17 protein-coding genes are annotated in these 13,556 nt (G+C 70.3%); 8 read left to right on the top strand and 9 right to left on the bottom strand.

The genetic code is table 11. From position 1 onward, the window contains the following. Nucleotides 1-9: 9 nt before the first annotated feature. The 3 genes from FXO23_RS03350 to FXO23_RS03340 all read right to left on the bottom strand — a co-directional run bounded on the left by FXO23_RS03350 (nt 10) and on the right by FXO23_RS03340 (nt 1,618). Nucleotides 10-315 carry a transcriptional regulator gene (locus FXO23_RS03350; protein WP_158880603.1) on the bottom strand — a complete coding sequence of 102 codons (306 nt, stop codon included), beginning with the start codon at nt 313-315 and terminating at the stop codon, nt 10-12. Then, nucleotides 312-953 carry a hypothetical protein gene (locus tag FXO23_RS03345; protein ID WP_158880601.1) on the bottom strand — a complete coding sequence of 214 codons (642 nt, stop codon included), beginning with the start codon at nt 951-953 and terminating at the stop codon, nt 312-314. The genes FXO23_RS03350 and FXO23_RS03345 overlap by 4 nt, the downstream gene beginning before the upstream one ends. Before the next feature lie 125 nt (nt 954-1,078). Then, nucleotides 1,079-1,618 (bottom strand): AAA family ATPase, encoded by a 540-nt coding sequence (locus tag FXO23_RS03340; RefSeq protein ID WP_158880599.1) that lies wholly within the window; start codon nt 1,616-1,618, stop codon nt 1,079-1,081. Between the two features lie 319 nt (nt 1,619-1,937). Here FXO23_RS03340 and FXO23_RS52480 point away from each other — a divergent pair, with 319 nt between their 5' ends. Continuing rightward, a complete protein-coding gene (locus tag FXO23_RS52480; RefSeq protein ID WP_343034441.1) occupies nt 1,938-2,708 on the top strand; it encodes a C40 family peptidase in 771 nt (256 codons plus the stop codon). A gap of 89 nt (nt 2,709-2,797) precedes the next feature. After that, nucleotides 2,798-3,568: a hypothetical protein gene (locus tag FXO23_RS03330; RefSeq protein WP_158880597.1), complete on the top strand. Its 771-nt coding sequence runs from the start codon at nt 2,798-2,800 to the stop codon at nt 3,566-3,568. A gap of 3 nt (nt 3,569-3,571) precedes the next feature. Here FXO23_RS03330 and FXO23_RS03325 read toward each other — a convergent pair whose 3' ends face one another. Next, entirely contained in the window at nt 3,572-4,381 is an 810-nt protein-coding gene (locus FXO23_RS03325) for an Fpg/Nei family DNA glycosylase (RefSeq protein WP_158880595.1), read from the bottom strand. Beyond that, nucleotides 4,374-4,847 (bottom strand): ribose-5-phosphate isomerase, encoded by a 474-nt coding sequence (locus FXO23_RS03320; RefSeq protein WP_179956668.1) that lies wholly within the window; start codon nt 4,845-4,847, stop codon nt 4,374-4,376. The genes FXO23_RS03325 and FXO23_RS03320 overlap by 8 nt, the downstream gene beginning before the upstream one ends. A gap of 47 nt (nt 4,848-4,894) precedes the next feature. Here FXO23_RS03320 and FXO23_RS03315 point away from each other — a divergent pair, with 47 nt between their 5' ends. Further along, on the top strand, nt 4,895-5,479 hold the full coding sequence (locus FXO23_RS03315; protein WP_246256861.1) for a 2-phosphosulfolactate phosphatase: 585 nt from the start codon (nt 4,895-4,897) through the stop codon (nt 5,477-5,479). A 4-nt stretch (nt 5,480-5,483) separates the two neighbouring features. After that, the gene (locus FXO23_RS03310; RefSeq protein WP_158880589.1) at nt 5,484-6,323 is read left to right on the top strand and encodes an MBL fold metallo-hydrolase; all 840 of its coding nucleotides are present in this window, start codon (nt 5,484-5,486) and stop codon (nt 6,321-6,323) included. Here FXO23_RS03310 and FXO23_RS03305 read toward each other — a convergent pair. Beyond that, entirely contained in the window at nt 6,310-6,939 is a 630-nt protein-coding gene (locus FXO23_RS03305) for a mycothiol-dependent nitroreductase Rv2466c family protein (RefSeq protein WP_158880587.1), read from the bottom strand. The two genes, FXO23_RS03310 and FXO23_RS03305, sit on opposite strands and share 14 nt — an antisense overlap. A 166-nt stretch (nt 6,940-7,105) precedes the next feature. Between FXO23_RS03305 and pepN the strand changes: the two genes are divergently transcribed. Continuing rightward, a complete protein-coding gene (gene pepN, locus FXO23_RS03300; RefSeq protein ID WP_158880585.1) occupies nt 7,106-9,670 on the top strand; it encodes an aminopeptidase N in 2,565 nt (854 codons plus the stop codon). Between the two features lie 81 nt (nt 9,671-9,751). On the opposite strand, the gene FXO23_RS03295 is transcribed toward pepN, so the two are convergent. Further along, nucleotides 9,752-10,237 carry a DUF5130 family protein gene (locus FXO23_RS03295; protein WP_158880583.1) on the bottom strand — a complete coding sequence of 162 codons (486 nt, stop codon included), beginning with the start codon at nt 10,235-10,237 and terminating at the stop codon, nt 9,752-9,754. Continuing rightward, entirely contained in the window at nt 10,224-10,469 is a 246-nt protein-coding gene (gene ctaJ / locus FXO23_RS03290) for an aa3-type cytochrome oxidase subunit CtaJ (protein WP_158880581.1), read from the bottom strand. Before ctaJ ends, FXO23_RS03295 begins: the two co-directional genes overlap by 14 nt. Before the next feature lie 317 nt (nt 10,470-10,786). Between ctaJ and FXO23_RS03285 the strand changes: the two genes are divergently transcribed. After that, nucleotides 10,787-11,194 (top strand): hypothetical protein, encoded by a 408-nt coding sequence (locus FXO23_RS03285; protein ID WP_158880579.1) that lies wholly within the window; start codon nt 10,787-10,789, stop codon nt 11,192-11,194. 46 nt (nt 11,195-11,240) lie between these two features. On the opposite strand, the gene FXO23_RS03280 is transcribed toward FXO23_RS03285, so the two are convergent. After that, the gene (locus FXO23_RS03280) at nt 11,241-11,741 is read right to left on the bottom strand and encodes an HNH endonuclease (RefSeq protein ID WP_158880578.1); all 501 of its coding nucleotides are present in this window, start codon (nt 11,739-11,741) and stop codon (nt 11,241-11,243) included. Between the two features lie 368 nt (nt 11,742-12,109). On the opposite strand from FXO23_RS03280, the gene FXO23_RS03275 reads away from it, so the two are divergent. Both FXO23_RS03275 and FXO23_RS03270 read left to right on the top strand, forming a co-directional pair. Then, on the top strand, nt 12,110-13,108 hold the full coding sequence (locus FXO23_RS03275) for a mechanosensitive ion channel family protein (RefSeq protein ID WP_158880576.1): 999 nt from the start codon (nt 12,110-12,112) through the stop codon (nt 13,106-13,108). Further along, nucleotides 13,105-13,527 carry a globin gene (locus FXO23_RS03270; RefSeq protein ID WP_158880574.1) on the top strand — a complete coding sequence of 141 codons (423 nt, stop codon included), beginning with the start codon at nt 13,105-13,107 and terminating at the stop codon, nt 13,525-13,527. The genes FXO23_RS03275 and FXO23_RS03270 overlap by 4 nt, the downstream gene beginning before the upstream one ends. Nucleotides 13,528-13,556: the final 29 nt, after the last annotated feature.

Below are 13,556 nucleotides of genomic sequence, written 5' to 3'. Positions count from 1 at the left end.
TAACGTGTTCTAGTTCTCTTGACTACCCGCGAGCAGGGCACGCAGGGTCGTCGTGTAGTCCTCGAACGCGACCCGGCCGCGCCGGGTCAGGGCCACGTAGGTCACCGGGGTCCGCCGCTCGTGCGTCTTGGTGATCTCCACGTAGCCGGCGTCCTCCAGCTTCCGCAGATGCGTGGACAGGTTGCCCGCGGTCATGTCGAGCAACTGCCGCAACCGGGGAAAGGACATCGAATCCCCGTCCGGCAACGCGGCCAGCGCGACCGTCACCCGCAGCCGGGCCTGCGCGTGGATGACCGGATCGAGTTCGGAACTCATACCGCCACCTTCCGGTGCGCGCGCAGGCAGAACACCGCCCGGCCACCGAAGCCGACCAGCCCGCCGAACCCCATCACCAGCGACTGGTAGTCCGGGCCGACCAGGACCGCGCCGACACCGGCCAGCAGGAGCCACACCCCGAGGAAGTACATCGGGATGTCCCGGAACATCGCGCCACCGGCCAGCGACAGCGCACCGGCGAGGACCATCATGGTGCCCGCCCACAACATCGGGATCACGTCTTCGGGCAACTGCCGCTGGACGATCAGGTTCACCGCGACCATCGCGAAGTAGCTCAACGTCCAGGACCAGCCGTACAGCGCACCGCTGACCCGGCTCGGCCCGCGCAGCCCGCGCCCGCTGCGGGCCCCCACCACGATCGACACGGCCACCCCGCCGACCACCGCGACCGCCAGCACCACCATCGGCACCCAGAGCGGGAACCACGGCCCCGGCCAGCCCTTCCCGGCGAGGTGGAAGGAAACGAAGATCGCGAACCACAGCAGCGCCCACATCACTCCCAGGGCCACCCCGCCGCCACCCAGATTCCTGCTCACCGCCCGGTTCTCGCGGTCGATGAGGTCCAGCGACTCCCGCGCCGACATCGGGGACTCGGCGCCCTCGGTTTGCTCCGCCATCCTGACCACTCCACACTCCTGAGGTTTGCGTTTCAAAGTTCACTGACTTTGTACCGCAAACCTCCCGGTGGGGCAAACACGCCCGGCGTACGAACCCGCAAGGGAACCGAGGGGACGACTGCCAGCTAGTCGACGCGGCCTTCGGTCCAGGCTCGGGCCAGGATCTCGGCGACAGTTTCGTCCACGGTCTGCGCCGAGGTGTCCAGCCAGAGGCCGAGCTTCGGGGTCCGCTCGCGCAGTTCCGCGTCGAGTTCCGCGAGCCCGTACCCGTCGTCGCCGTAGGCGGTCTTGTTCCGCCCGCGCTCCCGGGCCGCCACCGCGTCCGGGCTCGGCACGAGCGCGACCACCAGCAGCGGCCGGGCGTCGATCAGCTCGATCATTTCGGTCAGGTACTCCCCGAGCACCACGTCCTGCAGCACCGCGGTGAATCCCGCCCGGAAGTACCCGTCCGCGGTCGCGGCGGCGAGGCGGTAACGCAGGCGGAGCTGGGCCACGGCCTCCGGCGTGGGCGGCATACCCATCTCGTGGCGGCCGCGCACGATCATCTTCCGGAACAGATCGCCGCGGATGTGCACCGAATCCGGAATCGACTCGGCGAGACGCTGGGCCACTGTGGACTTTCCGGCGGCGGAGATCCCGGTGATGAGGACGACTGCTGGTTCCATGACCGTTGATCTTGGCGGGAATCGCGATCACCCGCAGCTGATTTGATCGCGACGAGCTACTCGGGCGCGCGCTCCGCGGCCGCTGTCCGGCGTGACCGGAACCACGGCGTGCGCGTGATTCAGGCCACGCACGCGCAACGCGGCAGGCAGCCGACGAGTCCGCGCGTGCGGGTGTCGAGCTGGGAAATCGTGTCAGTGGCGGCCATATCCGGTGTCACGCACGTCACGAGATCAACGAATTCGGTGTTTCCCTTTTCCGCCAATCATGTGTTTACCGTTTCGTGATCAATCCCCCGACAATTGTTCCTGGAGGACACTCGTGCCTTCGTCATCGCGCCCCCGAGCGGTGAACCTGCGCCGGATCACTTCGGCGACCCTGGTCTGCGCGGCCAGCGCCGGCGCGCTCCTCGGCTCCGCCGGCACCGCCTCGGCGGTGGTCCGCACCGAGCAGACCCTGGACGCCGCCCCCTCCCCCGTCAGCTGGGGCAGCGGCCTGACCTTCACCGGAAAGCTCACCCGCTTCGGCGACCGCCCGGTCGCCGGCAAGCAGGTCGACCTGGAATGGCGCGGCGGCCCCGACCAGCCGTGGTCGGTGGCCGCCAGCGGCACCACGAACGCCGAGGGCGTCGCCGCGGTCCCCGCGACCATCACGGTCAGCGGCGACTGGCGGCTGCACTACTCCGGCGACCGGATCAACGACCCGGCGATCTCACCAACCGTGAACGTCCAGTCGCAGCAGCCGATGGGCCGGCGAATCGTGGACGCGGCCGCCGCGCAGGCCGGTAAGCCCTACGTCTGGGGCGCCACCGGGCCGAACAGCTTCGACTGCTCCGGGCTCACCCAGTTCGTGCACCGCCAGTTCGGTATCGAACTGCCGCGGACCTCGGCCAACCAGCGCGTCGCGCTGACGAACATCGCCAAGGGCGACATGCAGCCCGGCGACCTGGTGTTCTTCGCGAACGGTGGCCGTGTGTACCACGTGGGCATCTTCGCCGACGACAACCAGATGTGGGCGGCGCCGGAAAGCGGTGACGTCGTGCGGCTGCAGAAGATCTGGACCGACGCGTACACCGTGGGCCGAGCCTGGTGAGCTGACGATGTGCCCGGTCACTCCCGGGAACCGACGACGTAAGGTCCGCGTTGTCCGGTTCAAGAGACCAATACAACCGGGAGTGACCCATGGGCACCGCGATCTTCCTGATCGTGCTCCTCGTCGTCATCGTCGGCGGCGGCCTGTACCTCGCACGATCGCGCGCGAGCGCCAAGCAACGTGAACTGGAAGACGCCAAGGCCGACGCCCGCCGACTCGTCGAACGGCTCGGCGGTCAGGTGCTGAACCTGACCGGCACCAACACCGCCTCCCAGCAGGCGATGGCCGACGCGTCCGAGCGGTACAACGCCGCGGGTTCCCAGATGGAACAGGCGCAGACCGCCGAACAGGCGCGACTGGTCAAGGAAACCGCCCTCGAGGGCCTGTACTACGTGCGTGCCGCGCGCGAGGCGATGGGCATGGACCCCGGCCCCGCCCTGCCCGAGGACGCCGAGCGGGCGCGTGCCGGGAAGGTCACCGAGCACCGCCGGGTCGAGGTCGAAGGCCAGGCGTACGAAGCCTCGCCCGAACCGGGCGAGAACACGCCGCACTACTACCCGGGCGGACGCGTCGCCGGGCGGCCGGTGCCGCAGGGCTGGTACAGCGAGCCGTGGTGGAAGCCCGCGCTCGTGGCCGGTGCCTGGGGCCTGGGCTCGATGCTGCTGTTCAGCGCGATGTTCTCCGGGATGAGCGGGATCGCCAGCGCGGCGGCCTGGGAATCCGGGTTCGACGCCGGTCAGCAGGACGCCATGAACGACATGGGTGGCGCGGACGGCGCCGCGGACATGGGCGGTGGCGACTGGGGCGGAGACCTCGGTGGCGGCGACTTCGGCGGCAGTGCGGACTTCGGCGGGTTCTGAGTTCTAGGCGGGCTGGCAGGTCGGGCACCAGTAGAGGTTCCGGCCTGCCAGTTCCGCGTGCGCGACCGGTGTCCCGCAGACCAGGCACGGCTGACCGGCGCGCCGGTAGACGTAGACCTCGCCGCCGTGCCGGTCCACCCGCGGCGCCCGGCCGGTCACCTCGGGCAGGTGTTCGTCGGCGACCGTGTCGATGCGGCCGGTGCGCACGCCGTCGCGCATGAGCGCCACCAGATCGTCCCAGATTTCCTTCCACAGCACGGCATCCAGGGCCTTCCCGGGCAGCGTCGGGGCGACCCCGTGCCGGAACAGCACCTCCGCGCGGTAGACGTTGCCCACCCCGGCCAGCACCGACTGGTCCATCAGCAGGGCGGCCACGGACGTGCGGGACGAGGAGATCCGGGCCCAGGCGCGTTCGGGTCGCGCGTCGCGGCGCAGCGGATCGGGACCCAGCCGGGCCTTGATCGCGTCGACCTGCTCCTCGGTGAGCAGCTCGCACCGGGTCGGCCCGCGCAGATCGGTCCAATGCGTCCGGCCGACCAGCCGCATTCGCACCTGCCCCTGCGGCGGGGTGGCCGGCAGTTTCGACTCGGTGAACGTGCCGTACAGCCCGAGGTGGACGTGCACCGTCCCCTGTGGACCGAAGTGGTGGAACAGGTGCTTTCCGTACGCCTCGGCGCCTTCGAACACCTTGCCGTCCACAGTGGACGCCTCAGTGGCGAAGCGGCCCTGCGGGCTGGACACCTCGACCGGCGCCCCGGCGTAACGGCGTTTGTGCAACCGGGCGAGCCGGTGCAGGGTGTGGCCCTCAGGCATCGGGCAGCGGCGGCGGGGTCCCGGTGCGCTCGTAGTCGAGCAACTGCCGCACCCGGCGCCCGTGCCGCTCGTCCGGCGAGGGCGGGGTGGCGAGGAACGCCTCGACGATCTCGGTGGCCTCTTCGGTGGTGTGCATCCGCGCGCCGACGCCGATGAGCTGGGCGTGGTTGTGCTCGCGGGTCAGCCGCGCGATCTCCGGGTTCCAGGCGAGCCCGGCCCGGGCGCCGGCCACCTTGTTCGCCGCGATCTGCTCGCCGTTGCCCGAACCGCCGATCACGATGCCCAGGCTGCCCTCGTCGGCCACCACGCGGCGGGCGGTCTCGATGCAGAACGCGGGGTAGTCGTCGGCCGCGTCGTAGACCCGCGGACCGACGTCGGTGACCTCGTGTCCCTGCTCGCGCAGGTGGGCCACCAGGTGGTTTTTCAGTTCGAAGCCGGCATGGTCGGCACCAAGGTAGACACGCACGCCGCGGGATTCTGCCATCCCGGCCGCGGCCGGGCATGCTGCGGGGTATGCGACGCGTATTCGGTCAGCCCGGCAGTGACGTGCGTCTCGAGTGGTGCCCGGAGGGGGGCGCCGCGCTCGGCGCCGAATGCGGTGTGCTGGTCGTCGTCGACGTGCTGTCGTTCGGCACCACGGTCGACGTGGTTCTCGGCCGCGGTGGCCGGGTGCTTCCGTTGCGGTGGCGGGATTCCCGGGCCGTGGAGGCCGCCGAACGAGCCGGAGCGGTGCTCGCCGACCGGACACAGTGGACACTCCGGCCGTCGTCGGTGGCGACGATCCCGGCGGGCGAGCGGTGGGGCGTGGACGTCCTCGGCGACCACGGCGACGGGGGTGCGTTGCGGCCCTGCGTCGAGGATCAGCTCGGGGCGGGCGCCGTCGTCGACGCCCTGCTCGCCGCCGGTGCGGGCGAACCGTCCGCCGAGGCCGCCCTCGCGGCGACCGCCTACCGGGCGAGCGATCCGGTGCGCGCGCTCACCGAATGCGCTTCGGGCCGGGAACTCGCCGCGGCGGGGCATGCCGGGGACGTCGAACTCGCCCGCGCGGTGAACGTCTCCCCCGTCGCCCCGCTGCTGATCGACGGCGTCCTAGGGTGAAGCCATGACGACGCCGCTCGCGGACTGGCAGGAGGTCGCGGACGGTGTGTGGGTGCGCCGGTACGCGGAACTGGATCTGACGGTCGGGCTGGTGGTCGGCGAGCAGCGCTGCCTGGTGATCGACACCCGGGGCGACGCCGTGCAGGGCGCCGAACTCGCGGCCGCGGTGCGCGAGCTGACCCCGCTGCCGTGGGCGGTCGCGATCACGCACGCGCATTTCGATCACGCCTTCGGCACTTCCGCGTTCGGCCCGTGCGAGGTGTGGGCCCAGGAAGGCTGCCGCGCCACGCTCGTCGCCGAGGGCGCCGCGTCCCGGGCGGCCTGGGCCCGCCGGTACCGCGACGAGGGCAAGCCGGAAATCGCCGACGCCATCGCGGCCACCGAACTCGTGTTCCCGCAGCGGCTGGTCGCCCGGGAAGCCGAACTGTCCCTGGGCGGCCGGCGGGTCCGGCTCGCGCACTTCGGCCCGGGACACACCGGGCACGATCTCGTGGTGCACGTGCCGGACGTGGCCGTGGTCTTCGCCGGTGACCTGCTCGAGCGCGGCCCGGAGGACACCTACACCGAAGAGTCCTTCGGCCGGGACACCGTGCTGGAGAGCTGGCCCGCCGCGCTGGACGGGATCCGTGCGCTGCGGCCGCGGGTGGTCGTGCCCGGTCACGGCGATCCGGCCGGTCCCGGTTTCCTGGATCGGCAACGGCGAGTGCTCGGCGAACTGGCCGCGCTGCGCGCGGGAGTGGCGGCGGGCGAGCTGTCCCCGCAGGAGGCGCTCGCCCGCTCACCGCTGCCCGAACCGGTCACCCGGTCGGCGCTGGCCGGTGCCGCAGGCTTCAGTCGAACTTGAGGTCGCCGGTGCGGGTGCGCTTGAGCTCGAAGAAGTCCGGGTAGCTCGCCAGCAGCCGGGCGCCGTCGAACATCTTCACGGCCTCCTCGCCGCGCGGGATCGAGCTGAGCACCGGACCGAAGAACGCGACGCCGTCGATGTGCAGGGTCGGCGTGCCGACGTCCATCCCGACCGGGTCCATGCCCTCGTGGTGGCTCTTGTGCAGGGCTTCGTCGTACTCGGTGGAGTTCGCCGCCTCGGCCAGTTCGGCGGGGGCGCCGATCGCCGCCAGGGCTTCCCGCGTCACCGCGGCGCGGTCCTGGTTGCCCTGGTTGTGGTGGCGGATGCCGAACTCCGTGTAGTAGTCGCGCAGCACCTGCTCGCCCTTCTCCTGCGCGAGCGCGATCGCCACCCGGACCGGTCCCCAGGCGGTCTTCAGGAGTTCCCGGTACTCCTCGGGCAGATCCTCGCGGCCGTCGTTGAGGATGGCCAGGCTCATCACCCGGAAGTTCAGATCGAGGTTGCGGTGCTTCTCCACCTCGAGGATCCACCGCGAGGTGATCCACGCGAACGGGCAGACCGGGTCGAAGTAGAAGTCGACTTTGATCGGCTGATCGGCCTGCTGGGCTTCGGTCATCGGTTACTCCCTGGTCAGTGGGCATGGTTCGCTCCGGCGAACCGGCGTCATCACGGCCAACAGCGGGGACGCGGCGCTTGTTCCCCCTCACCCGTACCCGGCCGCTCATGATTGGATGCAGGAAGTAAACGAAACGACAACCGCTAGCGCTAACCACGAGGTGCCCGTGCCCGCCCCTAATCTGACCCGCGACCAAGCCAAGCAGCGCGCCGGCCTGCTGGAAGTCGAGTCCTACGACATCGCCCTCGATCTCACCGACGGTAACGGTCGGCCCGGTGAGAAGACGTTCGACTCGAAGACCACCATCCGGTTCACGAGCACGGGTGAGCGGTCTTGGGTTGACCTCGTCGCCGCCGAGGTGCATTCCGCGACCCTCAACGGCGCGCCGCTCGACGTCAGCGGGTACCGCGAAGACGACGGCATCACCCTGCCCGGCCTGGCCGCGAACAACGAACTCGTCGTGCACGCCGCCTGCCGCTACATGAACACCGGCGAGGGCCTGCACCGCTTCGTGGACCCGGTCGACGACGCCGTCTACCTCTACACCCAGTTCGAGACCGCGGACGCCAAGCGGATGTTCGCCTGCTTCGACCAGCCGGACCTCAAATCGACCTACCGGCTCACCGTGACCGCGCCGAGCGACTGGAAGATCGTGTCCAACGCGCTCATCGAGTCGACCGAGGAAACCCCGGAAGGCGCCACGAAGACGGTCTTCGCGGTCTCCGAGCGGATCTCGACCTACCTGGTCGCGCTGATCGCCGGGCCGTACGCGGAGTGGCAGGACAAGTACACCGACGAGCACCGCACCATTCCGCTGGGCATCTACTGCCGCGCGTCGCTCGCCGAGCACATGGACTCCGAACGGCTGTTCACCGAGACCAAACAGGGTTTCGCGTTCTACCACCAGCAGTTCGGCACGCCGTACCCGTTCAGCAAGTACGACCAGCTGTTCGTGCCGGAGTTCAACGCGGGCGCGATGGAGAACGCCGGCGCGGTGACCTTCCTCGAGGACTACGTGTTCCGCAGCCGGGTCACCCGCTACGCCTACGAGCGGCGCGCCGAGACGCTGCTGCACGAGATGGCGCACATGTGGTTCGGCGATCTGGTCACCATGCGCTGGTGGGACGACCTGTGGCTGAACGAGTCGTTCGCGACCTTCGCCAGCGTGCTCGCGCAGGCCGAGGCCACCGAGTACAAGCACGCGTGGACCAGCTTCGCGAACATCGAGAAGTCCTGGGCCTACCGGCAGGACCAACTGCCCTCCACGCACCCGATCGCCGCGGACATCGTGGATCTGCAAGCGGTCGAGGTGAACTTCGACGGCATCACTTACGCCAAGGGCGCCAGCGTGCTCAAGCAGCTGGTCGCCTATGTCGGCCTGGACAACTTCCTGGCCGGGCTGCGGCTGTACTTCCGGCGGCACGCGTGGGGCAACGCGACCCTGGCCGATCTGCTCGGCGCACTGGAGGAGGCGTCCGGGCGGGATCTGTCGTGGTGGAGCGCCGAATGGCTGGAGACCACCGGGCTCAACTCGCTGCGGCCGCGCTTCGAGGTCGACGGCGCCGGGAAGTTCACCTCGTTCGCGGTCGTGCAGACCGGGGCGAAACCGGGTGCGGGCGAGCTGCGCACGCACCGGATCGCGGTCGGCATCTACGACGACGACACGAACGGCAAGCTCGTGCGGGTCAAGCGGGTCGAACTCGACGTGTCCGGCGAGCGGACCGAGGTGCCCGATCTGGTCGGCGTGTCCGCCGGGAAGCTGGTCCTGGTCAACGACGACGACCTGACCTACTGCACCATGCGGCTGGACACCGGTTCGCTCACCACGTTGGTCGACCGGATCGCGGACATCACCGAGCCGCTGCCGCGCACGCTGTGCTGGTCGGCCGCCTGGGAGATGACCCGCGAGGCCGAGCTCAAGGCCCGGGACTTCGTCGCGATCGTGTCGCACGGGATCCAGGCCGAGACCGAGGTGGGCGTGGTGCAGCGGCTGCTGCTGCAGGCGCAGACCGCGCTGAACTCCTACGCCGAGCGGGCGTGGGCGACCCAGCACGGCTGGCCGTCGTTCACCGCGCGCCTGCTGGAACTGGCCCGCGGCGCCGAGCCGGGTTCGGACCACCAGCTGGCCTTCGTCAACGCCCTGGCCGGTTCGGTGCTGGACGACGACACGGTGACCGTGCTGGCCGGGTGGCTGGACGGTTCCGCGCCGCTGGACGGGCTCACCGTGGACGCCGATCTGCGCTGGCGGCTGCTCAGCGCGCTGGTGGCGCACGGGAAGGCCGCGGACGCGGAGATCGACGCGGAGGTGGCCCGGGACGACACCGCCGCCGGGCGGCGGCACGCCGAGACCGCCCGGGCGCTGCGTCCCACCGAGGAAGCCAAGGCGGACGCGTGGCAACGCGCGGTCCACGACGACGAGCTGCCCAACGCGACGAGCAACGCGCTCATCGCGGGCTTCTCGCACCCCGGGCAGAAGCACCTGCTGCGCGGGTACGTGAAGACGTACTTCGAGGTGATCGACGAGGTGTGGCAGCGGCGCTCCAGCGAGCGCGCGCAGCCGACCGTGGTCGGCCTGTTCCCCGCGTGGGCGGTGGATCAGTCCACTGTGGACGCCGCGGACGCGTGGCTGGCCGGGGACCGTCCGGCGGCCCTGCGCCGCCTGGTGTCCGAGGGCCGCGCGGGCATCATCCGCGCCCTCGCCGCCCGCGAATTCGACGAGCAAGCGTCCTGACCCGGAATGTCATGAGGGGACCCCTCCAGACGGAATTTGTCTGGAGGGGTCCCCTCATGACAGGGACCCGAGGTTCGGGCGTCAGTGCTTGGGGGGTGGGCCCGCCTGGTCGGTGAGCATCCGGAGGCCGCTCACCAGGCCGCCGATCAGGTCGCCTTCCTTGAAGGAAGCCACCATGCTCATCACGGCCAGTTTCGCGCCGCGGTCGGGCACGCGCTGGAAGGCCTCCGCGCCGGTCACCACCTCGACCACGCGCTCACCCGGGGAGACGGCGATCAGCACCGCGTTGTTCCCGTTGGGGATGGAGGCGTGCAGCTTCTCGGCCGCCGCGCGCGAGTCCTCGCCGAGTTCGCCGACGTACACTGTGAAGTCGAGCCCGCTCTCCCGGCTGGCCAGGGTCAGCGCCTCGTCGATCCGCGCGAGCTGGGTGGTGCTGAATGGGCCGGATGGCGCAGCCGGTTCGTACATCTTGGCGGCCGAGCGCCTGCCGGACGCCGTAATCGCGACCCCGGGCTCCAACTCCTCGGCGGTCGCGCCGCCTTGCTGGACCAGTTCACCAGCTGCCACGAGCACCTCCCGCTACCTGGACCGGCGCGTCCGCGCCGTCGCCGGATTCGGCGTGCCGGTCGCCGATGCCTTCCGGATTGCCGCTCCACCACACCGGCGGGTGCTCCCACGGCTGACCCGGCCGGTACCTGGGCGCTCCGGCGAACTTCGACCGCAGCGTGATCAGGCTGACCACTCCGTAGATGGCCAGCGGGATCAGCGCGAAGACCAGGATCGTCTCGACGATGTTCACGCGCGCAGCGTATCGGATGGCCCGAACGCCACGCGCAACGCGCCTCACCACATTCGGTGATCATTGCGCGATCGGCACGGGCGTCCCATGGACCGTTCGTCGTACGACCGTCCCAGTCCTCCGACTGCCGCGACCTGCGTCGGGCGATGGGCCGAAGGGGTCCGCGCGAAAGGTTGCAACTCAACGTACATGCGGCCGCACCCAGCGCTGTTGTCTTGTTCGCGGCGTGAAATCCTCGTAGCTTTTTCACCTGTACGGGCCTTGTGCCCCGCTCCCCAACCCCGATAGGTCACGCACCGGTCACAGGAGGCCATGTCATGCGCACTGCCCCCACCCCCGCCCAGGCGAGCATCGAGACCATCTCGTCACTGATCGACGCCGTCGTGGAGCCCGGCACGCGCGTCACCGCCGGCACCCGCGTCACCCGGGGTACACGAGTCACCCGCGGCACCCGGGTCACCGCGGGCACCCGCGTCACGGCCGGTACCCGCGTCACCCGCGGCACGAGGGTTACCCGGGGTACTCGGGTCACCCGTGGCACGAGGGTCACCGCCGGCACGCGAGTCACCTGCGGCACCCGGGTCACTCGGGGCACGCGCGTCACGCGGGGTACCCGCGTGACCGCCGGTACCCGCGTCACCTGCGGCACGCGCGTCACCCGGGGCACCCGCGTCACGCGCGGGACCCGCGTGACGGCACAGGCCGACTACGCGCTGGCCGCGTAGAACTCGGCGCACGCCAAAAGACGACCGTCGGCGAGCCCCAGCCAACTCAAGCGGCTGGGGCGCCGAGGTACGGTCGCCACAGCGGATCCGCGTCGCCCGAGTGCGCGAGCAGCCGCCAATGCGGACCGTGCGGCGCCCGGGGCACCACCCGGAGGCGCCAGCCCAGCTCGGACAGCAGCCGGTCGGCCTTGCGGTGGTTGCACTTCGCGCAGCACGCGACGCAGTTCTCCCAGGCGTGGGGGCCACCGCGGCTGCGCGGGATCACGTGATCTATCGTTTCCGCCCGGCCGCCGCAGTAAGCGCACCGGTAGTGGTCCCGGTGCATCAGCCCGGCCCGCGTCAACGGCACCTTCGCGCGATAGGGCACCCGCACGTACGTGCTCAGCCTGATCACCGACGGCACGGGTACCGCCACGCTGGCGGCGTGCAGGCTCACCCCCGCCGGATCGCCGTGCACGACCTCGGCCTTGCCGCAGACGACGAGCACGACCGCGCGCCGCAGCGGCAGCGCGGTCAGCGGTTCGAACGTCGCGTTGAGCAGCAGCACCCGGCGCCGCCCCCACTGCGGTCCCGACGAACCTCCCCCGGGGTCCCGCCCTCTACGCTGGCCGTGCGGACGAGCCGTCCGGCCACCACGTGAGGGAGGCCCACTCGGCTGGGGCCCAGTCGGCTGGGCACCACCACCCGGATAGGCACACAGGACGACCTCCGGCGCCTGCCCGGCCGCGGAACGGCCCGGGGCGCCGAAGGAGATCGGTTGTCGGTCTGGCACTCGACCACCTCCACCGGTGCAGGCATAGTCGACCACAGATCCCCCCAAAAGTGCACGTGTGTTAGATGACGTGTCCGATGACGACGGTTCAACATCCCCGTTAAGCCGGGTGAACATGAGATGAGAAGGGAACACGCTCCGAGGTGATTCGGTTGCTCAGCGAGAGGCCCCAGTGCGTCGACCAGCCGGGGACCTGGTGTAACTGGGTGTACGGCTGGAGCCACAACGAGTGGCTTTCCGCCTCGGCCGGGTGGATCGTGGCCAAGCCGCTGAAGATCCTGCTCATCGTGGTCGTCGCGTTCCTGATCCGCTTCCTGGTCCGCAGGCTGATCGACCGTCTCACCACGATTCCGGAGAACAACGGCCGCGGGAAACTCCCCGCGCTGCTGCGCCCGTTGCGCGAACGCGCGCCCGAGATGCTCGGGCCGATGGTGGTCGAACGCCGCCGGCAGCGCGCGAAGACCATCGGCTCGGTGCTCAAGTCGGTGACCACGTTCGTCGTCTACGGGTTCGCGCTTCTCCAGATCCTCAGCGAACTGGGGATCAACCTCGGTCCGATCATCGCGTCGGCCGGGATCGTCGGGGTCGCGCTCGGATTCGGCGCGCAGAACCTGGTCAAGGACTTCCTGTCCGGCATGTTCATGATGGTCGAGGACCAGTACGGCGTCGGCGACGTGGTCGACATCGGCGAGGCGACCGGCACCGTCGAGGCCGTCGGCCTGCGGATCACCACGCTGCGGGACCTCAACGGCACCGTCTGGTACGTGCGCAACGGCGAGGTGCTGCGGGTCGGCAACTCGAGCCAGGGCTTCGCGGTCGCCGTGGTCGACGTGCCGCTGCCCTACTCCGCCGACGTGGACCGGGCGACCGAGGTGCTCGCCGAGACCGCGAACGCGGCGACCACGAGCGAGCCGCTGTCCACCGATGTGATGGAGCCGCCGGAGGTTCTCGGTGTGGAAAGTGTCACACCGGAGGGCATCAAGCTCAGGCTGACGGTGAAGGTTCGGCCCGGGAAGCAGTGGGCCGTGCAGCGGGCGCTGCGGGCGCGCATCATCGCCGCCCTGGAGGACGCCGGGTTCGAGCCGCCGCTGGGCCGGTTCTTCACCGGTCCGTCGGCCGGTGGGAGGCCCGCGGGCGAATGAGCGAGGATGGAGCGGTGGCAGAAGTGAGCAGCGAAGCGGCGGATCCGCAGAGTTTCTACGACGCGGTGGGCGGCGAACCGACGTTCCGCAAGATCGTGGCGCGGTTCTACGCCGAGGTCGCCGAGGACGAGATCCTGCGCCCGCTCTACCCGGAAGCCGATCTCGGCCCCGCCGAGGAGCGGTTGCGGCTGTTCCTCATGCAGTACTGGGGCGGTCCGCACACCTACTCCGACCGGCGCGGTCATCCGCGCCTGCGGATGCGGCACGCGCCGTTCAAGATCGGTCCCCTCGAGCGGGACGCGTGGCTGCGCGCGATGCGGGTCGCGGTGGACGAGGCCGAACTCGCCGAACCGTACCGGCAGCAGCTCTGGAACTACCTGGAAATGGCCGCGCACAGCATGATGAACAGCTGGCTGTAAGGCGGCCTTCATCGGGCCGTGATCGAACT

It is taken from the genome of Amycolatopsis anabasis (genome assembly GCF_009765355.1).
Classification (GTDB): Bacteria; Actinomycetota; Actinomycetes; order Mycobacteriales; family Pseudonocardiaceae; genus Amycolatopsis; species Amycolatopsis anabasis.
This window is presented reverse-complemented; position numbering and strand designations above follow the sequence as displayed.